Annotated in this window: 23 protein-coding genes; 4 read left to right on the top strand and 19 right to left on the bottom strand. The window is 64.4% G+C overall.

Annotated elements, in window-relative coordinates; translation table 11 throughout:
* Window positions 1-141 precede the first annotated feature (141 nt).
* Together P6U27_RS17345 and P6U27_RS17340 are read right to left on the bottom strand one after the other, a co-directional pair.
* On the bottom strand, window positions 142-1,521 hold the full coding sequence (locus tag P6U27_RS17345) for a peptidoglycan DD-metalloendopeptidase family protein (RefSeq protein WP_122403132.1): 1,380 nt from the start codon (window positions 1,519-1,521) through the stop codon (window positions 142-144).
* 109 nt (window positions 1,522-1,630) lie between these two features.
* On the bottom strand, window positions 1,631-2,281 hold the full coding sequence (locus P6U27_RS17340; protein WP_122406655.1) for a protein-L-isoaspartate(D-aspartate) O-methyltransferase: 651 nt from the start codon (window positions 2,279-2,281) through the stop codon (window positions 1,631-1,633).
* A 230-nt stretch (window positions 2,282-2,511) separates the two neighbouring features.
* On the opposite strand from P6U27_RS17340, the gene P6U27_RS17335 reads away from it, so the two are divergent.
* Window positions 2,512-2,883 carry a response regulator gene (locus tag P6U27_RS17335; protein ID WP_407194322.1) on the top strand — a complete coding sequence of 124 codons (372 nt, stop codon included), beginning with the start codon at window positions 2,512-2,514 and terminating at the stop codon, window positions 2,881-2,883.
* Window positions 2,884-2,885: 2 nt separating this feature from the next.
* Here the strand turns inward: P6U27_RS17335 and surE are convergent, their stop codons facing one another.
* The 12 genes from surE to P6U27_RS17275 all read right to left on the bottom strand — a co-directional run bounded on the left by surE (window position 2,886) and on the right by P6U27_RS17275 (window position 14,905).
* Window positions 2,886-3,653 carry a 5'/3'-nucleotidase SurE gene (gene surE / locus P6U27_RS17330; protein WP_162500267.1) on the bottom strand — a complete coding sequence of 256 codons (768 nt, stop codon included), beginning with the start codon at window positions 3,651-3,653 and terminating at the stop codon, window positions 2,886-2,888.
* Window positions 3,654-3,761: 108 nt separating this feature from the next.
* Window positions 3,762-4,124 (bottom strand): hypothetical protein, encoded by a 363-nt coding sequence (locus tag P6U27_RS17325; RefSeq protein ID WP_122403129.1) that lies wholly within the window; start codon window positions 4,122-4,124, stop codon window positions 3,762-3,764.
* Window positions 4,125-4,185: 61 nt separating this feature from the next.
* The gene (gene serS, locus P6U27_RS17320) at window positions 4,186-5,517 is read right to left on the bottom strand and encodes a serine--tRNA ligase (RefSeq protein ID WP_122406654.1); all 1,332 of its coding nucleotides are present in this window, start codon (window positions 5,515-5,517) and stop codon (window positions 4,186-4,188) included.
* A gap of 199 nt (window positions 5,518-5,716) precedes the next feature.
* Window positions 5,717-6,529 (bottom strand): twin-arginine translocase subunit TatC, encoded by an 813-nt coding sequence (tatC, locus tag P6U27_RS17315; RefSeq protein ID WP_122403128.1) that lies wholly within the window; start codon window positions 6,527-6,529, stop codon window positions 5,717-5,719.
* On the bottom strand, window positions 6,526-7,020 hold the full coding sequence (gene tatB / locus P6U27_RS17310) for a Sec-independent protein translocase protein TatB (protein WP_122403127.1): 495 nt from the start codon (window positions 7,018-7,020) through the stop codon (window positions 6,526-6,528). The genes tatC and tatB overlap by 4 nt, the downstream gene beginning before the upstream one ends.
* An 89-nt stretch (window positions 7,021-7,109) precedes the next feature.
* Window positions 7,110-7,343 carry a twin-arginine translocase TatA/TatE family subunit gene (locus tag P6U27_RS17305; protein WP_018642198.1) on the bottom strand — a complete coding sequence of 78 codons (234 nt, stop codon included), beginning with the start codon at window positions 7,341-7,343 and terminating at the stop codon, window positions 7,110-7,112.
* A gap of 165 nt (window positions 7,344-7,508) precedes the next feature.
* A complete protein-coding gene (gene scpB / locus P6U27_RS17300; RefSeq protein ID WP_162500266.1) occupies window positions 7,509-8,273 on the bottom strand; it encodes an SMC-Scp complex subunit ScpB in 765 nt (254 codons plus the stop codon).
* 21 nt (window positions 8,274-8,294) lie between these two features.
* On the bottom strand, window positions 8,295-9,134 hold the full coding sequence (locus tag P6U27_RS17295) for a ScpA family protein (RefSeq protein ID WP_028179491.1): 840 nt from the start codon (window positions 9,132-9,134) through the stop codon (window positions 8,295-8,297).
* Entirely contained in the window at window positions 9,131-10,159 is a 1,029-nt protein-coding gene (gene nagZ, locus P6U27_RS17290) for a beta-N-acetylhexosaminidase (RefSeq protein ID WP_129145816.1), read from the bottom strand. Before nagZ ends, P6U27_RS17295 begins: the two co-directional genes overlap by 4 nt.
* 46 nt (window positions 10,160-10,205) lie before the next feature.
* Window positions 10,206-11,756 (bottom strand): SPOR domain-containing protein, encoded by a 1,551-nt coding sequence (locus P6U27_RS17285; RefSeq protein ID WP_407194454.1) that lies wholly within the window; start codon window positions 11,754-11,756, stop codon window positions 10,206-10,208.
* A 140-nt stretch (window positions 11,757-11,896) separates the two neighbouring features.
* Window positions 11,897-13,687 (bottom strand): arginine--tRNA ligase, encoded by a 1,791-nt coding sequence (argS, locus tag P6U27_RS17280; protein WP_160118823.1) that lies wholly within the window; start codon window positions 13,685-13,687, stop codon window positions 11,897-11,899.
* A gap of 9 nt (window positions 13,688-13,696) precedes the next feature.
* Window positions 13,697-14,905, bottom strand: a complete 1,209-nt coding sequence (locus tag P6U27_RS17275; protein ID WP_122403123.1) for a deoxyguanosinetriphosphate triphosphohydrolase — start codon at window positions 14,903-14,905, stop codon at window positions 13,697-13,699.
* A 110-nt stretch (window positions 14,906-15,015) separates the two neighbouring features.
* On the opposite strand from P6U27_RS17275, the gene erpA reads away from it, so the two are divergent.
* On the top strand, window positions 15,016-15,345 hold the full coding sequence (gene erpA / locus P6U27_RS17270) for an iron-sulfur cluster insertion protein ErpA (protein ID WP_024342679.1): 330 nt from the start codon (window positions 15,016-15,018) through the stop codon (window positions 15,343-15,345).
* Window positions 15,346-15,349: 4 nt separating this feature from the next.
* On the opposite strand, the gene P6U27_RS17265 is transcribed toward erpA, so the two are convergent.
* Window positions 15,350-17,674 (bottom strand): ATP-binding protein, encoded by a 2,325-nt coding sequence (locus P6U27_RS17265; RefSeq protein WP_129145814.1) that lies wholly within the window; start codon window positions 17,672-17,674, stop codon window positions 15,350-15,352.
* 135 nt (window positions 17,675-17,809) lie between these two features.
* Between P6U27_RS17265 and xth the strand changes: the two genes are divergently transcribed.
* A complete protein-coding gene (xth, locus tag P6U27_RS17260) occupies window positions 17,810-18,607 on the top strand; it encodes an exodeoxyribonuclease III (protein ID WP_122406652.1) in 798 nt (265 codons plus the stop codon).
* Window positions 18,608-18,625: 18 nt separating this feature from the next.
* On the opposite strand, the gene P6U27_RS17255 is transcribed toward xth, so the two are convergent.
* From P6U27_RS17255 to P6U27_RS17240, 4 genes are all read right to left on the bottom strand, one after another.
* A complete protein-coding gene (locus P6U27_RS17255; RefSeq protein ID WP_122403121.1) occupies window positions 18,626-19,453 on the bottom strand; it encodes a tetratricopeptide repeat protein in 828 nt (275 codons plus the stop codon).
* Entirely contained in the window at window positions 19,440-21,161 is a 1,722-nt protein-coding gene (ilvD, locus tag P6U27_RS17250; protein WP_122403120.1) for a dihydroxy-acid dehydratase, read from the bottom strand. Before ilvD ends, P6U27_RS17255 begins: the two co-directional genes overlap by 14 nt.
* 609 nt (window positions 21,162-21,770) lie before the next feature.
* Entirely contained in the window at window positions 21,771-22,112 is a 342-nt protein-coding gene (locus P6U27_RS17245; RefSeq protein WP_244608010.1) for a transposase, read from the bottom strand.
* Window positions 22,073-22,729 carry a transposase gene (locus P6U27_RS17240; protein WP_407194453.1) on the bottom strand — a complete coding sequence of 219 codons (657 nt, stop codon included), beginning with the start codon at window positions 22,727-22,729 and terminating at the stop codon, window positions 22,073-22,075. Before P6U27_RS17240 ends, P6U27_RS17245 begins: the two co-directional genes overlap by 40 nt.
* A gap of 261 nt (window positions 22,730-22,990) precedes the next feature.
* Here P6U27_RS17240 and P6U27_RS17235 point away from each other — a divergent pair, with 261 nt between their 5' ends.
* A complete protein-coding gene (locus P6U27_RS17235) occupies window positions 22,991-24,076 on the top strand; it encodes an IS4 family transposase (RefSeq protein WP_407194321.1) in 1,086 nt (361 codons plus the stop codon).
* The last annotated feature ends 371 nt before the right edge of the window (window positions 24,077-24,447 follow it).

Here is a 24,447-nt window from a genome sequence, read left to right as displayed (position 1 = left end):
CCGCCCATAACGGTCATTCCCCGCGAAAGCGGGGAATTCAGTACGCCGCGGCCTATCGGCCAACACTAAATATCTCTGGAATACTGGGTCGCCCGGTCAGGCCGGGCGACGACACCGTTCGTGTGGAGCGGTGCGTAAGCTTCACGCCCCATTCAGGAATTGAAGCGGGTCAACCGGGTTCGATCCCTTGCGGATCTCGAAGTGGAGCTGCGGCGACGCCACCTCCCCGGATTGACCCGACTTGGCAATGACCTGGCCGCGCTTGATGGTATCGCCGCGCTTCACCAACAGCTCACTCGCATGGGCATATGCGGTGACGTAGCCGTTGGAGTGCCGAACCAGGACCAGATTGCCGTAACCTTTCAGCTCGTTGCCGGAATAGGCGACGACGCCGTCTTCAGCCGCCTTGACCGGCGTCCCCTCGGGCACCGCGACATTGATGCCGTCATTGGACTTGCCATTCGTCTTGGCACCGTAGCTCGTGACCACCTTGCCACGGACCGGCCAACGGAAGGTCGGCAGCGCGCCGGTGGCCTCCGCAGCCTTCCCCGGCGTCTCGGCGGGCTTCTCATCGACATTGGCCGTGGCTTGAGCCAGGCGTGCGCTCTGCACGGGCGCGGCGGCCGTGGCCATCTTGGTGGCGGGCGCCGGAGCAGCCGCAACGGGCTGGAGCGTTCCGGCCACTGGAGCAGCCCCGACCGGAGCCGCGGCAGCCGGCGCCGCGACGGCCGCGGTCTTGGCGCCCGGTACGGTCAGCTTGGTGCCGAGCTTGAGTTTTGCAGACGGGTCGAGGCCGTTGGCACGGGCGAGTTCAGCCGCCGAGATGTGGTTCTTGCGGGCGATGCTGGCGAGCGTGTCGCCGGCATTGACGAAGTGGGTGCTCGACGGTGCCGCAACCGCAGCAACCGGCTTCGCCGCGGGCGCCGCCGCGATGGGCGCCGACGCGGGGGCTGCGGCCGTCGCCGGATGGGGGATGATCAGTTGCTGGCCGGGCGAGAGCGCCCGCGGGCCCTTGTAGCCATTGGCGGCAAGGATCGCCTGCGGCGTGACGTGATAGCGCTTGGCGAGCACGTCGAGCGTATCGCTGGTGCCGACGATGATCTTGGTCCCACCGGCCGGCTGGGCGGCCGCAACCGAGCGCGGCGGCACCGTGGCAGTGGTTTCGAGATGCGGCTGTGCCGGAGGCGCATAGGAGCTGACGCCGCGCCCGCCACCGGATACGCCGCCGCCTCCCGCAACCGGATAGGATTGCGGCGCGGACACCGCCGGCGGCGGCAAGGGCTGCGACTGGTAGTAACCGGGCTGTGTCTGCGGCCGCGCATATTGCGGCAGCTCACGCTGCGGCGGCGGCGCCTGCTGCACCGACCCCGTCTGTTCGGAAGCGAAGGGATTGGAGAAATTTGTCTGGGACAGTCGCGACGACATGTCGGCGCTGCACCCTGCAAAGCTGAAGGAGATCAGCGCCAGCACCGCGACCTGCGGCACGCGGCGCGAGTAAAGCAACTCGGCGACAGCGGACATGGTTACTCACTCGTACGCAACAGAACTGGTGTTTTAAGTAAACACGCGTCGAGTAAATAACGGCTTAACCCTCACAATAAGATGTTGGCGGCGCTGCCGATCCGGGATTCTACAGCTCCCGCGCCACGCCGGGCAGTGCCGGCACGAAGCGGACCTCGACGAGTTCCTTGCGCTCGATCCCGGCTTCGGTCCGGATCAGGCGGGTCAACGTCTGCACGCCCTGATGCGGGCCGACGGGGGCGATCAGGATGCCCCCGACCTCCAGCCGCCCGATCAGGTTCTCCGGAATCTGCTCCATTGCGGCGGTGACGATGATGCGATCGAACGGACCGATGTTGGGAGGCAGATTGAGACCGTCGCCAAGCATCACCTCGACATTGTGACAATCGAGCTTTTCGAGCCGGGCGCGTGCCGTGTCGGCGAGCTTGCGATAGCGCTCGACGGTCAGCACCTGGCCGGCGAGCCGCGACAGCACGGCAGCCTGGTAGCCGGAGCCAGTGCCGATTTCGAGCACCCGGTGCTGCTTCTGGAGCTGGAGCTGCTCGGTCATGTAGGCGACGACGAAAGGCTGGCTGATGGTCTGCCCGCACGCGATCGGCAGCGCGCTATCGCGATACGCACCGTCGCGATCGGCCTCGTCGACGAAAAGCTCGCGCGGCACTTCCTCCATTGTCCGCAGCACGGCCTGATCGCTGATGCCCCGACGCCTCAGCGTCAGCTGAAACATCATCTTTTCCGGCGGGTGCTGATGCGAGGTCATTGCTGCTGCTTCGTTGATCTCGTCTGGCGGATTGCCGTACTGCACCGCAAGAATCCGAGGCGCGAATCTTGTTCCGGCTCAGGAACTCATGATAGCCTTTCGGCGCAGCATCTGACCACAACCGGGCTATCAACGCGCTAGGCTATTTGCAGGTTTGGGTTCGCCGAAACGCGCATTGCGTCGCTTATCGTTATCTGCGAACGTTCGCGAGAATGGGCAAGGACTCACCAATGACTGCGACAGGGCTTTCGGGCCGCTCTGTTTTCCTCGTCGAGGACGAGGTCATGATCAGAATGATGGTCGCGGACATGCTGGAGGAGCTCGGCTACAAGGTTGCCGCCGAGGCGGGCGACATCAGCGAGGCCATGCGACTTGCTCAATCCACCGAGTTCGACCTCGCCATTCTGGATGTCAATGTCAACGGCAGGGTCATCTCGCCAGTGGCCGATGTCATCATGGCGAAGGGTTGCCCGTTCATCTTCGCCACTGGCTACGGCTCCTCCGGCTTGCCCGAACAGTACCGCGACCGGCCGGCGCTCCAAAAGCCGTTTCAACTCGAGGCGCTCGGCAAGACCATCGAAGCCGCGCTTCGCGGCGGATAGTTCTATTTCAGCATCGCGCTCAGCTCTTCCGAAAACGCTTCGTCGGTGCGGTCGAGCCTGAGCGGAGTGACTGAGACGTAGCGCTCGCGCAGCGCTGCGAGATCGGTGCCGTCGGCGGGCGTGTCGAGCATCGCGGTGCGTTCGAATCCGATCCAGAAATAAGGGTTGCCGCGGCCGTCCTTGCGCTCGTCGATCCTGAGGAAGCCCAGATTGCGCTTGCCTTGCCGCGTGACGCGGATGCCCAGCACATCCTCCGGCGCGCAGGACGGGAAGTTGATGTTGATGACGGTGTCCTTCGGAACGCCGGCGGCGATTACCTTGCGCAGGATATCGGGCCCGAATTTGCGCGCGGTGTCCCACGGCGGCCGTTCGCGGGTTTCGACACTGAACTCCTGCGACAGTGCGAATGATGGGAGCCCTAAGATGGTGCCCTCCAACGCGCCAGCAATGGTGCCGGAATAGACGACGTCTTCGGCGACGTTGCGACCTTTGTTGACGCCGGACAGCACGACATCGGGCAGCTTGGCACCCAGGATGTGGCGGGCCCCCATGATGACGCAGTCCGTCGGTGTGCCGCGCACGGCAAAGTGCCGCGGGCCGACCTCGCGCAGGCGCAGTGGATCGTTCAGCGACAGCGAATGCGACACGCCGGACTGGTCGAGCTCGGGCGCCACCACCCAGACGTCGTCGGACAAGGCGCGCGCGATCTCCTCCACGACCTTGAGGCCGGGAGCGTGGATGCCGTCGTCATTGGTGCAGAGGATGCGCATGCGGGAGCTACGATTCCTGAAAGCGGTTCTGAGCCGTCTTATCCGGCTAGGGCCGATCAGGCAAACCGGACGATTGCGGTCCGCCGTCAGGTTCCCGATCTGGTCGTGTCAGCGACGGATACGCCATTGCGGCAGGAAGCGCGCCAGGCGGCCTTCCGCACGCAGCCGCATCGCCGGCACGACCGGACTCTCGACGGGAGTTTCGATCACGCCGAGCTCCTTGAGCTGAGCGACGAACGGGTCAGAGTCCGGTGCCTGCGGAAAGCGTTCGCGCGCCACCGTCAACGCCTTGTCGAAGTCAGCAGTATTGACGCCGGGCTTGGAGCGCCGGCTCTGCACGAGATCGTCGTCCCAGAGCCGCGCGATCTCGATGTCGAGGACGCCGCGGAGGCGCTGATCGATGGCCTGAATCCCCGCACCCGTCACGGCCCATTGTCGGCCGATCCAGAAGATATCGCGGTGCAAGGCCATGAGCGGTGAGTTCGCGTTGACGGGCGCCGGCAGGATAGCCGGCCGCCCGATCTACGCAACCCTACTCGCGCGCGATCACCTTCAGCCCGCCCATATAGGGCTGGAGCACGCTGGGGACCGCGATCGAGCCGTCCTCCTGCTGATAGGTCTCCATCACCGCGATCAACGCGCGGCCGACCGCTGTGCCGGAGCCGTTCAGCGTGTGCACGAAGCGCGGCTTGCCGTCGGGCCCGCGCGAGCGCGCATCCATGCGTCGCGCCTGGAAATCGCCGCAGACCGAGCAGCTCGAGATCTCGCGGAACATGCCGCCATCGCCCTGCCCGGGCATCCAGACCTCGATGTCATAGGTTTTCTGCGACGAAAATCCCATATCACCTGCGCAGAGCGTCATCACCCGATAATGCAGGTCGAGCTTCTGCAACACCTGCTCCGCACAGGACAGCATCCGCTCCAGCTCGTCCTTGCTTGTCTCGGGCGTCGTGATCGAGACCAGCTCGACCTTGGTGAACTGGTGCTGGCGGATCATACCTCGGGTGTCACGCCCTGCGGCACCCGCCTCCGCACGGAAGCACGGCGTCAGCGCAGTCAGCCGCATCGGCAGTTGCTTCTCGTCGAGGATGGATTCGCGCACGAGGTTAGTAAGCGACACCTCAGCGGTTGGGATTAGGCCGAGGCGTTCGGTCCTCAAACGCTCATGATCGGGCGAGGCGAGCAGCTCGCCCTTGATCGCCCAGAATTGATCGTCCTCGAATTTCGGCAATTGCCCGGTGCCGAACATCACCTCGTTGCGCACCAGCAGAGGTGGATTGATCTCGGTGTAGCCATGCTCGGTGGTGTGAAGATCGAGCATGAACTGGCCGATCGCGCGTTCGAGCCGCGCCAGCCCCTTCTTCAGCACCACGAAGCGCGCGCCGGACAGCTTTGCCGCCGCCTCGAAATCCATATAGCCGAGCGCGGTGCCGAGATCGTCATGCAGCTTGGGCGCGAAGCCGTAATTGCGCCTGTTGCCGAACACGTGGTGCTGCACGTTGCCGTGCTCGTCGACCCCATCGGGCACTTCGTCGAACGGAATGTTCGGGATCGCCGACAGCTCTTTCGTCAGCTCCTCGTCGGCGGCTTTCGCGGCCGCTTCGAGCTCGGGCATCGTGGTCTTGAGCTCTGCGACCTCAGCCATCAGCTTCGCCGCGCGCGCTTCGTCCTTCGCTTTCTTGGCGTCGCCGATTTCCTTGGAGGCAGCATTGCGCCGCGCCTGCGCCTGCTCCGAGGCCAGAATCGCCGCGCGCCGCCGCTCGTCGATCGCCAGCAGCGAGGCCGACATCGGGTTCAATCCGCGCCGTGCGATGCCGGCGTCGAAGGCTTGCGGATTGTCGCGGATCGATTTGATGTCGTGCATGGCCGTGGTCCTGGGCTTGTTGCAGGCCTGCAAATCATCGATTTGCAGGCCCGCAAATGGCTGGCTTCCCTAGCACTCTGTCATCGCCCGCGAAAGCGGGCGATCCAGTATTCCAGAGACCGGGGTGATTCTCCGAGGGGCTGCCGCGTGCTGGATACCCCGCTTTCGCGGGGAATGACGGCGGAGGGGTTGCGGGGCCCTACTCCGCCGGGTTGGCCGGCGTCGATACGTCGGTGCCGGTGGCTTGCGCCGAGGCTGCAGCCTTCTTCTCCACCATCGCCACCGCGATGATCGAGCCCTCGTACAGCGCCAGCAAGGGGATCGCCAGCGAGCACTGGCTGAGCACGTCGGGCGGCGTCAGCACGGCTGCGATCACGAAGGCGATCACGATGAAATAGCGGCGCTTCTCGCGCAGCATTTTCGAGGTGATGATGCCGATGCGGCCGAGCAGCGTCAGGATCACCGGGAGCTGGAAGGCGATCCCGAAGGCGAAGATCAGCGACATCATCAGCGACAGATATTCGCCGACCTTGGGCAAGAGCTGGATTTGCGCAGTCTCATCGCTGCCGGCCTGCTGCATGCCGAGCGAGAATCGGATCAGCATCGGCAGCACGACGAAATAGACCAGCATCGCGCCCAGCACGAAGAAGAACGGCGTCGCGACCAGATACGGCAGGAAGGCCTGCTTCTCGTGCTTGTAGAGCCCGGGCGCAACGAATTTGTAGATCTGCGTCGCGACGATCGGGAACGAGATGAAGCCGGCGCCGAACAGCGCCAGCTTCAGCTGCGTGATGAAATATTCCAGCAGCGCCGTGTAGATGAACTTGGAGTTCTCGGGCCCCGCGACCCACACGAACGGCCAGACCAGCACGTTGTAGATCTGCTTGGCGAAGAAGAAGCAGAAGATGAAGGCCACGCCAAAGCCGAGCAGCGCCTTGATCAGCCGCGAGCGCAGCTCGATCAGGTGGTCCATCAGCGGGGCTTTGCTGGCCTCGATATCGGCGTCGGTCATGACGCTTTGGCGTCCTTGATCGCCTCGGGTGGCGCGGTGTCCTGCGCGACCGGTGCCTGTTCGATCTCGCGGGTGACCGCGAGCGGCTCGTTCGCATCCGCATGTGCCTCGGCCTCCACAAAAGTCGCGGGCGTCGGCGCTTCCGGAGTAGTCGGGCTAACAGGGGGCTCGACAGCTGTGGTGGCAGGCGTCTCTGCCGGCTTGTCCAGCGCATCGACGCGCAGCGCGTCGCTGACGTCCTTCTGGAGCGAGGTCAACGGATTTAATCCCGTGGCAGCCTCCTTGACCTCGTCAAAGCTCTTCTTGAGGTCGGCCATCTCGGCCTCGCGCATCGCCTCCTGGAACTGACCCTGGAATTCGGCGGCCATCCTGCGCGCCTTGCCCATCCACTGCCCGACCATGCGCAGCACGCCCGGCAGCTCTTTCGGGCCGATGGCGATCAGGGCCACGACCCCGATGAGGACCAGTTCACTCCACCCGATGTCGAACATGAGGTCTTCCGTTCACGCGAAGCCGCAGCCGGCCCAATCCCTTGCGCGCAGGATCGGGGCCGCTACCCGGGTCTCGCGTGCTCTCTGGCTCAGACGGCCTTGCTGCCGACGTCGGATCGTGCCGCGGTCGGCGCAGCATTGTGCTCGATCGACTTGGCCGGCTCGGGCTTCTCGGCGGGCTTGTCGTCGTCCTGCATGCCCTTCTTGAACGCCTTGATGCCCTGCGCCACGTCGCCCATCAGATCCGAAATCTTGCCGCGGCCGAACAGCAGCAGGACCACTGCGATCACCAAGATCCAGTGCCAAATGCTGAGTGAACCCATCCTGCAACCCTCCAAACGCGCATGGCCGGGGACCCGGCCGATCTTCACCGAAACCTAGGCTTGGCAGGGCTCAAAAACAAGGACCAAGGCAGCGCCAATTCGCTGTCGGCGCTACGCAATTTTGCTAGTGTTAACCGGTCGCAGGGCCCCGTCGTCGAACGGGCATCACTCCTCGCTGCCGCTTTCGCTGCCACCCTCGCCGCCGCCATCATTGCCGCCTTCAGGCGTCTCGGGCTCGATCGCAGGCGCCAGCGCAAGATCGAGATCCTCGCCTGGTTCCAGCGGATCCTCGTCCTCGCGCAGAGCAGGGTCATCGGACGGCGTAGGCACGCTAAATCCGGTGGGCAGGCGCGAATCCAGAAGACCCGTGCCCTTCAGCTCTTCCAGGCCCGGCAGGTCGCCGAGCTGTTCCAGCGTGAACTGCGACAGGAACTCCTCGGTGGTTCCGAAGGTGAGCGGACGGCCCGGCGTCTTGCGACGGCCGCGCGGCTTGATCCAGCCGGTCTCCAGCAGCACGTCGAGCGTGCCCTTTGAGGTGACAACACCGCGGATCTCCTCGATCTCGGCCCGCGTCACCGGCTGGTGATAGGCGATGATCGCCAGCACCTCGATCGCGGCGCGCGACAGGCGGCGGGTCTCGGTGCTCTCCCGTGTCATCAGCCAGGCCAGATCGCCGGCGGTGCGGAACGTCCATTTGTTGGCGACGCGGACGAGGTTCACGCCACGTGAGGCATAATCGGCCCGCAATTGCTCGAGCGCGGCCTTGACGTCGACGCCCTCGGGCATGCGCTTGGCCAGCGTGGCGGTATCCAGCGGTTCACTCGAGGCGAACAGCAGCGCCTCCAGCAGCCGCAATTCTTCGGGACGTGCCTGGGATTCGTTCTCCATCGGCTCGGCCTCTTCTACCCGCACTTCAGCCAGGCTTGCCATGGCAGATTCTCCTTCTTGCACTTAAGCGACCGGCGCATCAGGCGCAGGAGCTGCGTCCGGGACCGGTTTTGGGCGCCCTTTCCGGAAATAGATCGGCGCAAATGCCTCTTTCTGGTTCAGCTCGAGCTGACCTTCGCGCACCAATTCGAGCGCGGCGGCAAAGCTCGAGGCAAACACCGTCGCGCGCTGCGTCGGATCGGCGACATGCCGGATCAGGAAGTCGTCGAGCACGCCCCAGTCATCCTGTTCGTTGAGGCTGCCGACCAGCCGCTCCAACGTGGCCCGCGCTTCGGCAAGCGACCACACCGTGCGCTTGGCCAGATGCACGCTCGCCAGCACCCGCGACTGGCGCTGCGCGGCATAGGCAGTGAGCAGGTCGTACAGCGTCGCCGTGTATTTCGGGTGCTTGATCTCGGCGATTTGCTCGGGCTCGCCGCGCGGGAAGATGTCGCGCTGCAATTGCGGCCTGTTCATGAGCCGGTTGGCGGCTTCGCGAATGGCTTCCAGCCGGCGCAGGCGATTGGCGAGCGCCGTCGCCATCTGCTCCGCGCTCGGACCTTCCGCACTCGGCGGCTCCGGCAGCAGCAGGCGCGACTTCAGGAAGGCAAGCCAGGCCGCCATGACCAGGTAGTCGGCGGCAAGCTCGAGCCGGATCTTTCGCGCGGCCTCGATGAAATGGAGATATTGGTCGGCCAGCGCCAGAATCGAGATCTTGGCGAGGTCGACCTTCTGCTGTCGCGCCAGCGCGAGCAAGAGATCGAGCGGACCCTCATAGCCCTCGACGTCCACCACCAACGCCGGCTCACCCTCGGCGAGCTCTGCGGGCCGCCCGGTTTCAAACGATAGGATTTCTGCGGTCATGCCGATGCCGTGTTTGCCCGTGCGATCAATGCGTCCAGTTCGGCGCGCGCGGCCACGCGGTCGAATGGCTGCGGCGGCTTGCGTGCGGCGAGCGCGGCATTCGCCCGCTCCAATGCTCTGCCGGACAGTTCCGGTGTCTGGCCGGCGACGTCGCGCATCTCCTCGATGTTGCCGTTGCAATGCAGGGCCACATCGCAGCCGGCCGCGAAGATAGCGCGGGTCCGTTCGGCGATATTCCCCGACAGCGCGTTCATCGACACGTCATCACTCATTAACAAACCCTGGAACCCGATTGCGCCGCGAATCACGTCAGCAATCATTGTCGCAGATGTCGTCGCCGGATGGACGGGGTCGACTACGCTAAACACAACATGTGCAGTCATGGCCATCGGCAGGTCCGATAGCGGCCTGAACGCCGCGAAATCGGTGCGTTCCAGTTCGTCCCGGGGCGTATCGACGGTCGGCAGCTTGAAATGGGTGTCGGCGGTTGCCCGGCCATGACCGGGAATGTGCTTGAGAACCGGCAGCACACCGCCCTGCTCCAGTCCCTCGGTGACCGCACGGGCAATCGCCGCGACCTTTCGCGGCTCGGTCCCGTAGGCCCGGTTGCCGATGACCGCGTCAGCGCCCGGCACCGGCACGTCAGCTAGCGGCAGGCAATCCACGGTGATGCCGAGTTCGGCAAGATCGGCCGCGATCAGGCGGGCACTGAGGCGTGCGGCAGAAAGGCCGAGCGCCGAATCAGTGTCGTACAAACTCGCGAATACAGCCCCCGGCGGATAGACCGGCCAGTGCGGCGGGCCGAGGCGCTGCACCCGTCCGCCCTCCTGATCAATCAGGACCGGAGCATCGGGCGCATTGGCCACCGCCCGCAATTCCGCAACCAATGCAGCAACTTGCGCTGGCGTCGCGATGTTGCGTTTGAAGAGAATGAAGCCCCATGGGCGTTCGGCACGGATAAACTCCCGCTCGGCGGCGGTCAGTTCCGTTCCGGATACGCCGGTAATGAAGGCCCGCGTGCTCATGACGGCCGATTAACCCTGCCCCGCGAAGGGGTCAAGGAAACGGCCGTTAATTCCTCTGGACGAAGCAGGCAGACAGGCCTGCGGACTTGAGGCTGTTGCAAGCCTGCGTCGCCTCCTCGGCCGAAGCGTAGGGACCCGCGAAGGCGCGGTAGACGATCCCCTTGCCCTTGTCGGTCAGATCGACCCGCTTGATCACCGGCGAACGGGAGCCGAGCACGCTGCCGTACTTGCTCTGGAGCACTCGATAGGACGCGGCGGCGCTGTCCTCACTTTGCTGCGAGGAGACCTGCACGATGTAGCCGCCGCCGCTGCTGCTGCTGGGCGCGATTTGCGTCGGGTTGGTGGCAGCCATCCGCTGCGGAGGCTCGGCCGTCGCTCCCGATTGCGGCGCGAGCGACAGGGGCTGGTTGACGCTGGCATTGGCCGAGGTCGGCGGATTGCGCGGCGCCGCCGGTGCAGCGGGCGCGGCAATAGGCTTCGGCGCCGTAGCCGTCGGCTTGGCGGCGGCCGATTGCGGCACGGTGCTGTCAGTCTGATCGCCCTTCACGGCCACAGTCCTGATCGGACGCGGCAAATTGTTCGGCAGCGTGCCATTGCTCGGAGTCGGCCCTGCGCTCGGCGGCGGCACGGTAGAGGGCGACACGCTCGCCACCGACGGCGGGTTCGCATTCTGGTTCAGCGGCGGGAACACCACGCGGGGCCCGCCTGCCCTGGCGTTGACGTCGACGGGCGCCTCCTCGCGCGGCACGATCTTTTCCGTGCCGTCACCGCTGACCATGCGATCCGGTACCTTGGCCGCGGAGTCCGTCGGAGCCGGCACGATCTTGGTCGGCGTGTTGTCAGCCTTGATGATCGGCGGCTCGCCGCTGCGAGGCGAGCCGATATAGGTCTTGTAGGCGAACGCCGCACTGGTGCCGACGACGGCAAGTGCGAGAATCGCCGCGACCGTCATCATGCCACCGCGCTGCTTCTTCGGCTCCTCGACTTCGGCCTCGGGATAGTCGCTTTGGTACGCGTAAGGGTCGTCTGGATAAGCCGGCTCGCGTTGATAATCCTGTTCGCCTGTCTTCAGGCGACCGTAGAGCGCATCGTCGTAGCGCGATGGATCAGGCTGCGCATACGGCTCCTGATAAGCCTGCTCCTGGTAAGCTTGGCTATGCTGCTGGTAGGCCTGATCCTGATAACCTTGATCCTGATAGGCCCGCGGCTGCTGAACATCAGGCTCGGGCGCGGCAGCCTTGGCTGAATAGCGATGCAACGGATGAACCGGGCTGACGGAGACGGAATAGTCAGGCTCCGGTGCCGGCTGCGGCTGCACGTTCGCGCGCCGCATCCATGAGGGCGGCCCGGGCGGCGGCGGCGCCTGCTCGGCGTAGTCCTGCTGACCATCTTCCTGGCGGTAATCGTCTTGATGATAGCTCTGGGCGGGCGCTGCCGGCGGGCGGGCAGTCGACTTCCCCTGCGCTGCGAACGGATCAGTCTGTCCGATCAGACGGGCAAGCTCGGCCAAGGGATCATTTTCCGCCTTCCCATAGTGATCGCCGCCGCGACCATAGTCATCGGAAGGAAACGGTCTGTCCTGATATCGTTCGGCCATCGTGATGATGCGTCCCTTCGGGAAAGCCGCGCGCCCCTCGACCAAGGCACGGCCTTCGACCCACAAGGCTTTCAACCAAGTCTAAGCGATCCGGCTTCTGCCGGTTACCCCCGAATTCCTCTTAAGTAGTTCGCCCCAAACTACCGCATCTCGTCCGGAGCATGGACGCCGAGGATGGCGAGGCCCGATGCCAGAACAGAGACGACGCCCTGAACCATCGCCAGCCGCGCCTTTGTAAGATCTGCATCATTATTGATAATGAAGCGTAAATAGGGCAAATCGCGCCCTTTCGTCCAAAGCGCATGAAATTCGCTGGCTAAATCATAGAGATAAAAGGCAATTCGGTGCGGCTCGTGGGCCGCGGCGGCCGCTTCCAGCATGCGCGGATAAATTGCGAGACGCTTGAGAAGATCGAGTTCCACGGGATCCGACAGCCGCTCGACCGCCGACTCAGCGAGCCAGGCAATGCGCTCGCCGGCATCTTCGGGCAGTTCCGGAAACACCTCGGCCCGCGCGTTGCGGAAGATCGAGTGGCCGCGGGCGTGGCCATACTGGACGTAGAACACCGGATTGTCGCGCGACTGCTCCATGACCTTGGCGAGGTCGAAGTCGAGCACCGCATCGTTCTTCCGGTAGAGCATCATGAAGCGGACGGCGTCCTGGCCGACCTCATCCACCACCTCACGCAAGGTGACGAAGTCCCCGCTCCGCTTGGACATTTTGACCGGCTCGCCATTGCGCAGCAACTTCACGAGCTGGACGATCTTGACGTCGAGCGATCCCTTGCCCGAGGTCGTCGCCTTCACCGCCGCCTGCATCCGCTTGATGTAGCCGCCATGGTCGGCGCCCCACACGTCGATCATCTCGGCGAAACCGCGGTCGAACTTGTTCTTGTGATAGGCGATGTCGGAGGCGAAGTAGGTGTAGGAATTGTCCGACTTGATCAGCGGCCGATCGACGTCGTCGCCATAGGCGGTTGCCTTGAACAGCAGCTGCTCGCGGTCTTCCCAATCCTCGACCGGCGCGCCCTTCGGTGGCGGCAGGCGGCCTTCGTAGATGTCGCCCTTGGCCTTCAGGAAGTCGATGGTCCCGGCAACCTTGTCGTTGCCGCCTTCAATCAGCGAGCGCTCGGAGAAAAACACGTCGTGGCGGATATTGAGCGCGGCGAGATCGTCCTTGATCTCATCCATCATCATCGCGATCGCCTTGGCGCGCACGGTCGGCAGCCACTCGGCCTCGGTCATCGCGAGGAGCCTGTCGCCGTGCTCTTTCGCCAGCGCCTGCCCCACAGGCTTGAGGTAGTCGCCCGGATAGAGGCCTTCGGGAACGGCACCGATGTCCTCGCCGAGCGCCTCGCGATACCTTAGGAACGCCGAACGTGCGAGCACGTCAACCTGGGCACCTGCATCGTTGATGTAATATTCTCGCGTGACGTCGTGACCGGCGAACTGGAGCAGGCTGGCCAGCGCGTCGCCGAACACCGCGCCGCGGCAATGGCCGACATGCATCGGCCCCGTCGGATTGGCCGAGACGTATTCGACATTGACCTTGGCGCCGCTGCGGATGCGGCCGTAGTCGCCGGCCTCGCGCAGCACCGTCCGCAACGCCTCAGCCCAGGCGGCGGGCTTCAGCGTCAAATTGATGAAGCCGGGACCGGCGACGTCGACCTTGGCGATCAGCGCGTCGGTGCGCAGCCGCCCGGCGATCTGCTCGGCGAGATCGCGCGGCTTTGCCTTGGCCTCTTTCGCAAGCACCATCGCAGCATTGGTCGCCATGTCGCCGTGGGAGGCATCGCGCGGCGGCTCGACCACCACGCGGGAGAAATCGATGCCCTCCGGCCAACTGGCGTCCGCCGCAAGCGCGCGGCAGGCGGCGTGCACGCGTGCGAGCACATCGGCGAACAGATGCAGGGATGAGGATGTCTGGGGCATGGGCGCCGCCTAACGCAAATCCGGGGTCGAGTCAAAAAGCCGCTGGTGCTCGGTCAGGGCGAAACGGTCGGTCATTCCGGCAATGAAATTGCCGATCCGGCGGGCCCGGTCGCCCTCATTGTCCGCCTCTGCCCCCAACAGCCATTCCGGCGGCAGCTCGGCAGGGGATTTCAGGTATTTTGCGAACAGGTCGAACAGGATCTGCTCCGCCTCTCCCATCACCCGCATCACCCGCTCGTGGCGGTACATGTGCTGGTACAGGAAGGTCTTGATGGCAGCCTCTTCCTCCGCGACCTCGGCGGGAAACGCGATCAGCGCCCGGCTCTGCTGGCGGACGTCCTGGGCCGATTGCGGCTTGACGGCGGCGAGGTTCTTCTGCGCCTCCGCAAACACCGCCCCGATCAGGTGCGAGATCAGCTCGCGCACCAGCTCGGCGCCGCGCCGGACGTCCTCCAGATCGGGATAATGCGCCGCAGTCTCGGCGATGATCTCCGCAGTCAGCGGCATCACCTTGAGATCGTCGACGTGGAACAGGCCGGCGCGCAGGCCATCATCGATGTCGTGAGCGTCATAGGCGATGTCGTCGGCGATCGCGGCGACCTGCGCTTCCAGCGAGGCAAAGCTCCACAATTCGAGGTCATAGGTCTTGACGTAGTCGGCAATCCCCACGGGAACGCCGTGCTCGCGGTAGCGCCCGATCGGGCCGCCGCTGCGGTCGGTCAGCGGGCCGTTATGCTTGACGATGCCCTCCAGCGATTCCCAGGTCAGGTTGAGTCCGTCGAACTCGGGATAGCGGTGCTCGAGCGAAGTCACCACGCGGAGCGCCTGGGCATTGTGGTCGAAGCCGCCGAACTCCTTCAGGCAGGCGTCCAACGCCCGCTCGCCAGCATGGCCGAACGGCGGGTGGCCGAGATCGTGGGCGAGCGCGAGCGTCTCGGTCAGGTCCTCGTCGAGGCCGAGTTGGCGGGCCAGCGCGCGGGCGAGTTGCGCCACCTCCAGCGAATGGGTCAGGCGGGTGCGGTAATGGTCGCCCTCGTGGAACACGAACACCTGGGTCTTGTACTTCAGGCGGCGGAACGCGGTCGAATGGATCACCCGGTCGCAATCCCGCCGGAACGGGCTGCGGGTCCGGCTCGGGGGCTCGGCGACCAGCCGGCCGCGGCTGCGATCGGGGTCGCAGGCATAGGGCGTGCGGGGGGCTGCCATTCCGACGGACACGGCGAATTTAGTCCCTATCCATTTGATTCTGCGTATGGTGGCACTTAACTATGTCAGGCGCGGGATACCAAATGAATTGGGTATGACTGCGGGACTATCGGAGACGAGTGATGACGACTGCCGTGACCATCAGCGACCGGGCCGCACGCCGGATTGGGGAGATCCTCAAGGGCGAAGGTTCTGGCGCGATGCTGCGCATCTCGGTCGAGGGCGGCGGCTGCTCCGGTTTCCAGTACAAGTTCGACATCGACCGCGCGCGGACCGACGACGATCTCGTGATCGAGCAGGACAATGCGGTGGTGCTGGTCGATTCCGCCTCGCAACCGTTCCTGGCGGGATCGCAGGTCGATTTCGTCGATGACCTGATCGGCGCCTCGTTCCGCGTCAACAATCCCAATGCCACAGCGTCCTGCGGCTGCGGGACGAGCTTCTCGGTCTGAGTGCTTACGCGCCCGTTATCTGCCTTTCCTCGTCCGTCCACTCCACGTCGCCCGGCATCGGCTCCGGCTGAAGCGGCGCGTCCTCGAACGCGAGATGGCCGTCCAGCGCGCGCAGGAGTGCCGCGATCAGCGCGGGCTTGCGCAGCGGCTTGGCAAGGAAGTCCGACATGCCCGCTTCGCGGCAGATCTTGATGTCCTCAGGGAAGGCGTTGGCGGTCAGGGCGATGATCGGCAAGAGCCGCCCGCCTTGTGCCCGGATCGCCCGGGTGGCGGCCAGTCCGTCCATATCGGGCATGCGCACGTCCATCAGCACGACATCGTAATTGTCCTGGGATGCCGCTGCGACGGCCTCGGCGCCGTCGGCGACGACGCTCAATTCGACGTCGAAGGAGCCCAGCATCTTGCTGACGACCATGCGGTTCACGGCATCGTCCTCCGCGACCAGCACCTTCAGCGGCCGGTCGAAGCCGGCGATCCGGGCTTTGAGATCGTCGGCTTCGTCGCGCCTGCCCGCCTGATCGGATGCCTGCGCATGGCTCCAGGGCAGCACCAGCGTGAAGCGGAAGGTCGAGCCCTCGCCCGGCGTCGAGGTGACGCCGATGGTGCCGCCCATCTGCTCGATGATGCGCCTGCTGATCGCAAGGCCGAGGCCGGTGCCGCCGAAGCGGCGGCTGATCGAGGCATCGGCCTGGGCGAAGTCGCTGAACAACAGGCCGAGCTTTTCCGGGGCGATGCCGATGCCGCTGTCGGTCACGGTCCATTCGACGGTCGCCAGCAGGTCGCGGCGCGCCCGGCAGATGACTGATATCGTCACCTCGCCCTCGTCGGTGAACTTCACTGCGTTGGACGCGAGGTTGAGCAACACCTGGCGGATGCGCGCGACGTCGCCGCGCAGCGTCGGCGGCAGGGTCGGATCGAGCTCGACCTTGACGGATAGCCCCTTGCCCTTGGCGCTCGCGCGCACCACGGTCGCAACCGTCTCGACCAGCGCCTGCGGGGCGAAGTCGATCACCTCGAACTGGAAGCGGCCGGCCTCGAGCTTGGACAGGTCGAGGATGTCGTTGAGGATGCGCTGGAGATTGTCGCCGGACTCGCGGATCGTGGTGACGGCCTCGCGCTGCTCCGGATCGAGTTTTGTCTCCAGCAGCATGCTGGCAAGTCCGAGCACGCCGTTCATGGGCGTGCGGATCTCGTGGCTCATCACCGCCAGGAAGTCGGACTTGGCGCGGCTCTCGGCCTCGGCCTTTTCCGCGCGCCAACGCTCGGTGACGTCGCGCCCGAAGCCGCGATAGCCGAGGAACTGGCCCTCGCGATCATAGGCCGGCTTTGCCGTGAGCGACCACAGCCGCGCCTCGCCGCCGGCCACGACCTTGAGGTTCATCTCGTGCAGCGGCTCGGCATGCTCCATCAGGCCGATGATGTTGTAGGCTGCGCTCTTGTCCCCCGGGCACAGCATCTCGAGCACGTCTGCGAAATGCGAGCCCCTGAGCAGCGGTAGCGGCAGCTGCGCGACATCCGCGAAGCGTTGGGGCACGTCGATCAGATGCCCGTCGGCATCGGTCTGCCACAGCCAGTCGCCGGCATTCTCCTGAAAATCCTTCAGCAGCAGCGAGATGATCTCGGTTTGGCGCTCGAGTTCGAGCTGGGCCTTGAGGTTGCCAAAGAACAGATTGCCTTGCGAGACGATGTTGCGCGCCATGAAAAACGCGAACAGCAGCAGGAACACCGCGGTCACGAGATACGGACCGGTGCCGCAGAGCAGCAGCGCGCCGGCGCAGGCGACGGTCATGGTGGCGAGATAGACGAGGCCCGCCCGCGGGAAGGTCGAGAGCGTGAAGGCGCCGCCCGACATCATGCCGACCATCAGGCAGGCCAGGATCAATTGACTGGTCGGCTCGGCGCGGCTGAACAGGGCCAGCGGCAGCGTGCTCCAGATCGCGGCGACGAAAAATGCCTGCCGCAGCATTTGCCGCGCCACGCGCGGCGAGGCTCCCTGGGGTGGGCTCTGATGCGACTTGTGCCACGCGCGCACCGCGAGCGAGGCGGTGGCCGCGAGCGTCATGCCCCAGATGGCGAGGAAGTCATTCCAGCCCCTGCCCCAGAGCAGGATCAGCACGATGGCGACGTTCAGCATCGTCACCGCCATCGTCACCGGGATCAGCCGCGTCACGGCGTCGATCTGCTTGGCGCGGATGCGCCGCATCTGCCGTTCGCTGAGATCGGCGGTCAGGCCGTCCTCGATCTCGAAGCCGCCGAGCCAATACAGGAACGCGCCGATCACGCCGTCACGCGGCTGAGTTCGTATCATCGACTTGTCCGGCCATCCCATCCGCGGAACCTATTGACGATCAATGGCCCACCGCCCGCTTAGACCGGGTTAATTTTGTGGGAGATTTTGCGGCGTCCTTGACGGGCGCGTTTGCAGTTTGTTCTAACCATGGCCCTTGGTCCGGAGCCTGCCGACATGCCCATCAGAGTAGCCACCTGGAACGTGAACTCGGTCCGGCAGCGGATCGATCTGCTCCTGACCTGGCTGAGAGAGAGCCAGCCCGACATCGTCTGCCTGCAGGAGATCAAATGCGTCGACGAGGCCTTTCCGCGGCTGGAGATCGAGGCGCTCGGCTACAATGTCGTCACGCATGGGCAGAAGACGTTCAACGGCGTTGCGCTGCTCTCTAAGCTCAGGTTCGACGAGACCAAGTCGGGCCTCGCCGGCGACGACGAGGACGCCCATGCGCGCTTCCTCGAGGGCGTGGTGACGCTAAAGTCTGGCGTGCTGCGCATCGCCTGTCTCTACCTGCCCAATGGCAACCCGGTCGGGACCGACAAATATCCCTACAAGCTCAAATGGATGTCGCGGCTTCTTGACTACTCGAAAGAGCGCCTCAAGGCTGAGGAGCCGCTGATCCTCGCAGGCGACTTCAACGTCATCCCGCATGCCCGCGACGTGCACAATCCGGCCGCCTGGACGGAGGACGCCCTGTTCAAGACGGAGACGCGGGAGAGCTTTCAGTCCCTGCTCGGCCTCGGCCTGACCGACGCCCTGCGGGCCGTGACCGACGAGCCCGGGCTCTACACCTTCTGGGACTATCAGGCGGGGGCCTGGCAGAAGAACCAGGGCCTTCGGATCGACCATCTCTTGCTGTCGCCGCAGGCCACAGACCGGCTCGCCAATGTCGGCATCGACAGTTATGTGCGCGGCTGGGAGAAGCCGTCGGACCACGTGCCGGTGTGGGCGGATCTGGATCTTGAGGCGGCGTGAAGCCGCCTCATCGTGGAGCTATTCCCGGCGGCCCTGCACCCACTGTTCCAGCATTTGCAGGCACATGGCGCGGTCGTCGTCGGAGGCCTTGGCGAAGGCGCGGTTGTAGCTTTCCTTGATCCAGGTCTCTTCGGCGCCTGCGCTGTCGCGCGCCAGGGTCAGCCACATCAGGCCGCGCGCGGCCTGCCGCGGCAGGCGGTCGCCGTTGAACAGCATCTGACCGAGCAGTGCCTGGGCCTGGTGCTGGCCCTTCTGCGCGGCGAGGCCAAGCCAGCGTGCACCGTAACGGAAGTCCTCGCGCGAGGCGTCCGGGGTCTTCAGGTACAGGCGGGCGAGGTCGTACTGCGCGTCCGCGTTGCCGAAATAGGATGCGGCATACGAGAACATCTCCCGCGCGCGGTCAGGATCGGCCTTGATCTTCGAATTCGGAATGCCGGCCAGATAGTAGCGGCCGAGCGCGACGAAGGCATTGGCCACGATCTGCGCCTGCGGCGCCGACGGGCTGTCCTCGGCATGCGCATTGGCGATCCGGCTGAAATATTCGAAGGCACGCAAATCGTCCTGGGCGACGCCGTCGCCGTTGGCGTACATGCGGCCGAGCTTCCACTGTGCGATGGGGTGGCCACCCTCGGCAGCATATTGCAGTGCGCTCAGCGAGGTTTCCTGGGCTGCGACCGCCGGCGGAACCTTGGCGCGCACCGCACCCGCAGCGCCCGGCAGGGTGGTCACGACCGGGATGGTCGCGTCCTTCGGATTGACCGGCGCGCCGTCGAAGGCGAACGCCGGCGCGGCCAGCGCAGCCGCCCCCAACATAAACGCAACTATGGCACGCCTAGATGTCCGCATAGCACTGTTTCTCGTGCGCGCCGCCCGGATGGGTCACTGCCCCTCCGACCGCTGGTCCAACCTGCTGAGCATATTTCCAGAGAGCACCCGACGTGTGGTTAGTCGCGCGAGCGCTCCATTTGGTCTTGCGCTGAGCGAGTTCGGCGTCGCTCAATTTTACGTTAAGGGTACCGGCGACCGCGTCGATCTCGATGATGTCGCCGTCCTCGAGCAGCCCGATCGGGCCGCCGACCGCCGCCTCCGGCCCGACATGGCCGATGCAGAAGCCGCGGGTGGCGCCGGAGAAGCGGCCGTCGGTGATGAGCGCGATCTTGCCGCCCATGCCCTGGCCGGTCAGCGCCGCAGTGGTCTGGAGCATTTCCCGCATGCCGGGACCGCCCTTCGGCCCCTCGTAGCGGATCACGATGACTTCGCCTTCGCGGTAGGTGCGGTTCTGGACCGCCTCGAACGCATCCTCCTCCCGGTCGAAGCACCTGGCCGGACCGGTGAACTGGAGGTTGGACATTCCCGCGACTTTCACGATCGCACCTTCTGGCGCCAAATTGCCCTTCAGACCGACCACACCGCCCGTCACGGTGATGGGTTTGTCTGCCGGGTGCACCACGTCCTGGTGCGGATTCCACTTCACGCTCTTGAGGTTTTCGGCGATCGTGCGGCCCGTGACGGTAAGGCAATCACCGTGCAGGAAGCCGTTGTCGAGCAGCGTCTTCATCAGAAGCGGTATGCCACCTACTTCAAACATGTCTTTGGCGACATAACGGCCGCCCGGCTTCAAATCCGCGACATATGGTGTCTTTTTGAAGATTTCGGCGACGTCGAACAGGTCGAACTTGATGCCGGCCTCGTGAGCGATCGCCGGTAGGTGCAGCGCAGCATTGGTCGAGCCGCCGGAAGCCGCGACCACGGCAGCCGCGTTTTCCAAAGCTTTGCGAGTGACGATGTCGCGCGGCCGGATATTTTGCGCGATCAGGTCCATCACCTTCTCGCCCGCGGTCATGCAGAACGCATCACGGATTTCGTAAGGCGCCGGGGCACCGGCCGAGTACGGCAGCGCGAGTCCGATCGCCTCGGAGACGGTCGCCATGGTGTTGGCGGTGAACTGCGCGCCGCAGGCGCCCGCCGACGGGCAGGCCACGCGCTCGATCTCGTCGAGGTCCTCGTCCGACATGGCGCCGACCGAGTGCTTGCCGACCGCCTCGAACATGTCCTGCACGGTGACCTGCTGCCCGCGGAAGTTGCCGGGCAGGATCGAGCCGCCATAGATGAAGATCGAGGGCACGTTGAGGCGGACCATCGCCATCATCATGCCCGGCAGCGACTTGTCGCAGCCGGCAAGGCCGACCAGCGCGTCATAGGCGTGGCCGCGCACGGTCAGTTCGACCGAATCGGCGATGCATTCGCGTGACGGCAGCGACGAGCGCATGCCGTCATGGCCCATGGCGATGCCGTCGGTGACGGTGATGGTGCAGAATTCGCGCGGGGTGCCGCCGGCCGATGCCACGCCCTTCTTCACCGCCTGGGCCTGGCGCATCAAAGCGATGTTGCAGGGAGCGGCTTCATTCCAGCACGAGGCGACGCCGACGAAGGGCTGGTGGATCTGCTCGGTCGTCAGACCCATGGCGTAGAAATAGGACCGATGCGGCGCGCGCGCAGGACCTTCCGTCACGTGACGGCTCGGCAGCCTCTGCTTGTCGGTCTTGGCGTTCATCGCAACCAGTCTTCCCCGGCCAACCCTTTCAGACCCGAAAAATCAGAGCCAAGATTTGAATCGACCTTGGGATTTTCTCGTCGCCTTCGAAGACCGCCGCCGCTACCCTTTAAAACATTAGAGTGATCTTATTCATGTTCGGGTGTGGCCAAAAAGCGGCGGCCATGCGAACCGCCGGCGGTGAGGGTTAAATCCGGGATGGGTGTTGCTCAAGAGGAACAATCGTTACCGGGAAGACACGGAGCTCGCTACCTAAATACCGCAATAGCAATGGCAATCCACAACTCAGGATCTTTCGGAAGGAATAGCACACCAGGCTTGGCCAAGGAGGCGCGCACCAACCGGCAATCGCCTCATAAACTTCAGCACTTTCGAATCGCAGACATGCCTTCGCGTCCTCGCGGCTCAATTCGCCCGAGCTTTGCGTCATCTCTCGCCGCTCTTGTCCAAGAGCAACTGTGGCGAAGTAGCCCGGCGATCGGCCGGCCTCAAGGCTGGCGCTGGCGCGCCCCCGCCTGCGGCGGCTGACGGCCTTGACCCCGTCCGCTCACCGGTCTGTTGGCTTTGCATGCGCTCGGCCGAGGTCCGAGCGCGAGATAGGCGCGCTCGTCAGGCCACCCTGTATTTCTTCGGATCCCACGTCTCGCCGCGCGCGATCATGGTGTTGAGGATGATGATCAGCTTGCGCATGCAGGCGACGATCGCGACCTTTGGCGGCTTGCCCTTGGCAATCAGCCGTTCGTAGAAGGCCTTGAACACCGGATTGTTCAGCGTTGCGGCACCGACACAGGGCATGTAGAGGGCATTTCGCACCCAGCGGCGGCCACCCTTGATGCAGCGTTCACCTCGACGTTTGCCGCTATCGTCGTCATAAGGAGCAACGCCCATCAACGCGGCGGCAACTTCGTCGCTCACCTGCCCCAGCTCCGGTAGTCCTCCAAGCAGCGCCATTGCGGTCCCCTCAGCAAAGCCTGGTACGCTCTGGATGATCTCGGCACGTTTGGCAAAGTCCGGCGTTGTCTTGATCGTCGCCGCGATCGCGGTCTCGAGCGCGGCGATTTCGTCAGCCAGCTTCTTAAGAAGACGCGCGCGAGCCTCTGAACAAGGGCCGGCGCCTCATGCTCCTTCTGCATTTCCAGGCGAGCCCTGACGTCAAGCAGGCCTTGGCGTCCCTTCACCAGTGCCTTCATCTCCTCGTGAGCGGGATTGTCGACTTGGCTGGGAGCCTCGCCGAATGTCTCGGCGAACCAGGAGATCATCTCCGCGTCGATCTTGTCATTTTTCGCAAGGCGTCCCGCCGATTCCGCAAAGTGGCGAACCCGTTTGGGATCGACGATCCGTACTTCCAGCCCTGCTTGGCGCAACGCCTTGGCCCATACCCGCTCGTAGCCGCCGCTTGCCTCCATCACTGCCTTGCCGACCTGATGCTTGCGAAGCCATGCAATCAAGCTCCGTCGCCCCGCCGCGGTTGTTGGGCAAGTCTTCCGCTCCGTTACGGTCCGAATGCACGCATCAATCTTGTCTTTAGCGACATCGATGCCGACGACAACCAGATCGTCTTGTGTCATCATCCACTCCCTTCCTTGCCTGGTACGGGCTCGCAGCCCTTGCAACTGTTCGGGTTCAGGAAGACACCGGAGCTGTCCCTTGCTCTTTAGCAGGCTCTGTCGCCTTTGGGCGCAACGGGCTCAGTTCCGGCAACGGGCGGTTCTGATCCAACCGCCCGTTGCCACATTCTGGCAGATTTCGGGACACAAGGGCGCAGGGAAGGCCGCATAGGCGTTAAGTTTGTTCTTGAGTGTTGGAATCACACGTGATTCCAAGGCGGGATGGCAGACGAATCGCTTCTGAACGAGGACTGGACGAGAGTGGTTACGCAGCTCGGCGGGGCTGCGCAGCTTGAAATAAGTGCGCGCCAGACGAAGGCTTTCGTGCGGCGGCGCCAAATTCCAGATGCGGTGTCGTTACTTCGGCTGATGCTGGCCTATTGTCTGGGTGAAAGAGGGTTGAGATCGACAGCCGCGTGGGCCGCTTCTGTTGGCCTTGCCGACCTCAGCAGCGTGGCGTTGTTCTATCGCCTGCGTCAATGTGGCGATTGGTTTGCAGTGCTGGTGGAGGGCTTGCTCGCTGCGGCAGCCCCGAAAGCGAGCCGAGGCCGCCTGATCCGCATTATCGATGCGACGACAGTGCCTCAGGCAGGACCGGCTGCGCGCAGGAACAGTGAGCTTTGGCGCGTTCATAGTGCATTCGATCTGCCATATGAGCGCTTTGGTCACTTCGAGCTGACAGATCAGCAAGAAGGCGAAACGTTTGACCGGATACCGGTGGTCAAGAACGAGATCCGCATTGCTGACCGCGCTTATCTACAACCTGACCGCATCGCCGCTGTGCGCGACGCCGGGGCAGACGTTTTGATCCGAGCGGGCTGGAAGAACGCACGTTGGCTTGATGCCAAAGGCCTTGCGTTCGATCTGATGGCCCAATTGCGTGCGGCGAAGGCGCACGGACTGATCGATCGGAGGATTTGGATCAAACGCAAGGACGGTGCGCCTCTGGCTATGCGTCTGGTCGCAGTCAAGAAGCCCGCCGGTGCAGTCGCGGCTTCGCGCCGTAAAGCCCGGCGCGACGCACAAGACGAAAACCGCGTCATCTCCAAAGAAACTCTGGAAGCCGCGGATTGGGTCATTCTGGTCACGTCGCTCGCGCGGGACGAGTTCTCCACCAAGGATGTACTCGCGCTCTATCGACTGCGATGGCGCATCGAACTTGGCTTCAAGCGACTGAAGAGTCTGATTGGTCTCAAGACGCCACCTGGAACCGATCCGCGCTCCGCCAAGCCCTACTTGCTGGCACACCTCTTGATCATCCTGCTGCTCGAGCCGCTTGCCCGCGACTTCGAGGACTCTCCCCGCTGAACGCAGGCCGCCTGACGGCACCTGGCGCTTGGCGTGTTTTGCAACAACTCGTTGCATCCTTGCTACAAGCGATCATTCCACAACCAACCATCCGTTGCTTTCGCCGCAGAAAGCGAGCGCTTGGGCGGCACCTGCGCGAGCCTCCTCGAAAACGTCCGTATCAATCGATGCTCGCGCTACCTTAACGCCTATGGGGAAGACCGGGTGCTGACCTCGCACCCGCGGTCTGCTGCGCGAAAAGCACGCGCAAAGGAGACCGCACAGCAGCATACAGGTGGTGCCAATCACTCGGCCTTCCCTGCGCGATGGTCGGACGGCTTATGCCGCGCTCTCCCGGGAGCCGAATTCCTTCTGGCCTCCCTCACGCTCGC

Origin of the sequence: Bradyrhizobium sp. STM 3566 (assembly GCF_045571445.1) — a bacterium.
GTDB classification, from domain to species: domain Bacteria; phylum Pseudomonadota; class Alphaproteobacteria; order Rhizobiales; family Xanthobacteraceae; genus Bradyrhizobium; species Bradyrhizobium vignae.
Note: the sequence above shows the minus strand (reverse complement) of the source record. Positions and strands in the feature narration are given on the sequence as shown.

What these genes read in the sequence shown, in the direction of transcription:
- P6U27_RS17345 (WP_122403132.1), bottom strand. Translation starts at nt 1,521, where the DNA reads ATGTCCGCTGTCGCCGAGTTGCTTTACTCGCGCCGCGTGCCGCAGGTC.
- P6U27_RS17305 (WP_018642198.1), bottom strand. Translation starts at nt 7,343, where the DNA reads ATGGGTTCACTCAGCATTTGGCACTGGATCTTGGTGATCGCAGTGGTC.
- argS (WP_160118823.1), bottom strand. Translation starts at nt 13,687, where the DNA reads ATGCCCCAGACATCCTCATCCCTGCATCTGTTCGCCGATGTGCTCGCA.
- P6U27_RS17285 (WP_407194454.1), bottom strand. Translation starts at nt 11,756, where the DNA reads ATGGCCGAACGATATCAGGACAGACCGTTTCCTTCCGATGACTATGGT.
- P6U27_RS17245 (WP_244608010.1), bottom strand. Translation starts at nt 22,112, where the DNA reads ATGGCGCTGCTTGGAGGACTACCGGAGCTGGGGCAGGTGAGCGACGAA.
- P6U27_RS17265 (WP_129145814.1), bottom strand. Translation starts at nt 17,674, where the DNA reads ATGGGATGGCCGGACAAGTCGATGATACGAACTCAGCCGCGTGACGGC.
- erpA (WP_024342679.1), top strand. Translation starts at nt 15,016, where the DNA reads ATGACGACTGCCGTGACCATCAGCGACCGGGCCGCACGCCGGATTGGG.
- P6U27_RS17255 (WP_122403121.1), bottom strand. Translation starts at nt 19,453, where the DNA reads ATGCGGACATCTAGGCGTGCCATAGTTGCGTTTATGTTGGGGGCGGCT.
- serS (WP_122406654.1), bottom strand. Translation starts at nt 5,517, where the DNA reads ATGCACGACATCAAATCGATCCGCGACAATCCGCAAGCCTTCGACGCC.
- scpB (WP_162500266.1), bottom strand. Translation starts at nt 8,273, where the DNA reads ATGGCAAGCCTGGCTGAAGTGCGGGTAGAAGAGGCCGAGCCGATGGAG.
- ilvD (WP_122403120.1), bottom strand. Translation starts at nt 21,161, where the DNA reads ATGAACGCCAAGACCGACAAGCAGAGGCTGCCGAGCCGTCACGTGACG.
- tatB (WP_122403127.1), bottom strand. Translation starts at nt 7,020, where the DNA reads ATGTTCGACATCGGGTGGAGTGAACTGGTCCTCATCGGGGTCGTGGCC.
- P6U27_RS17340 (WP_122406655.1), bottom strand. Translation starts at nt 2,281, where the DNA reads ATGACCTCGCATCAGCACCCGCCGGAAAAGATGATGTTTCAGCTGACG.
- P6U27_RS17335 (WP_407194322.1), top strand. Translation starts at nt 2,512, where the DNA reads ATGACTGCGACAGGGCTTTCGGGCCGCTCTGTTTTCCTCGTCGAGGAC.
- surE (WP_162500267.1), bottom strand. Translation starts at nt 3,653, where the DNA reads ATGCGCATCCTCTGCACCAATGACGACGGCATCCACGCTCCCGGCCTC.
- xth (WP_122406652.1), top strand. Translation starts at nt 17,810, where the DNA reads ATGCCCATCAGAGTAGCCACCTGGAACGTGAACTCGGTCCGGCAGCGG.
- P6U27_RS17295 (WP_028179491.1), bottom strand. Translation starts at nt 9,134, where the DNA reads ATGACCGCAGAAATCCTATCGTTTGAAACCGGGCGGCCCGCAGAGCTC.
- P6U27_RS17240 (WP_407194453.1), bottom strand. Translation starts at nt 22,729, where the DNA reads ATGACACAAGACGATCTGGTTGTCGTCGGCATCGATGTCGCTAAAGAC.
- tatC (WP_122403128.1), bottom strand. Translation starts at nt 6,529, where the DNA reads ATGACCGACGCCGATATCGAGGCCAGCAAAGCCCCGCTGATGGACCAC.
- P6U27_RS17325 (WP_122403129.1), bottom strand. Translation starts at nt 4,124, where the DNA reads ATGGCCTTGCACCGCGATATCTTCTGGATCGGCCGACAATGGGCCGTG.
- nagZ (WP_129145816.1), bottom strand. Translation starts at nt 10,159, where the DNA reads ATGAGCACGCGGGCCTTCATTACCGGCGTATCCGGAACGGAACTGACC.
- P6U27_RS17235 (WP_407194321.1), top strand. Translation starts at nt 22,991, where the DNA reads ATGGCAGACGAATCGCTTCTGAACGAGGACTGGACGAGAGTGGTTACG.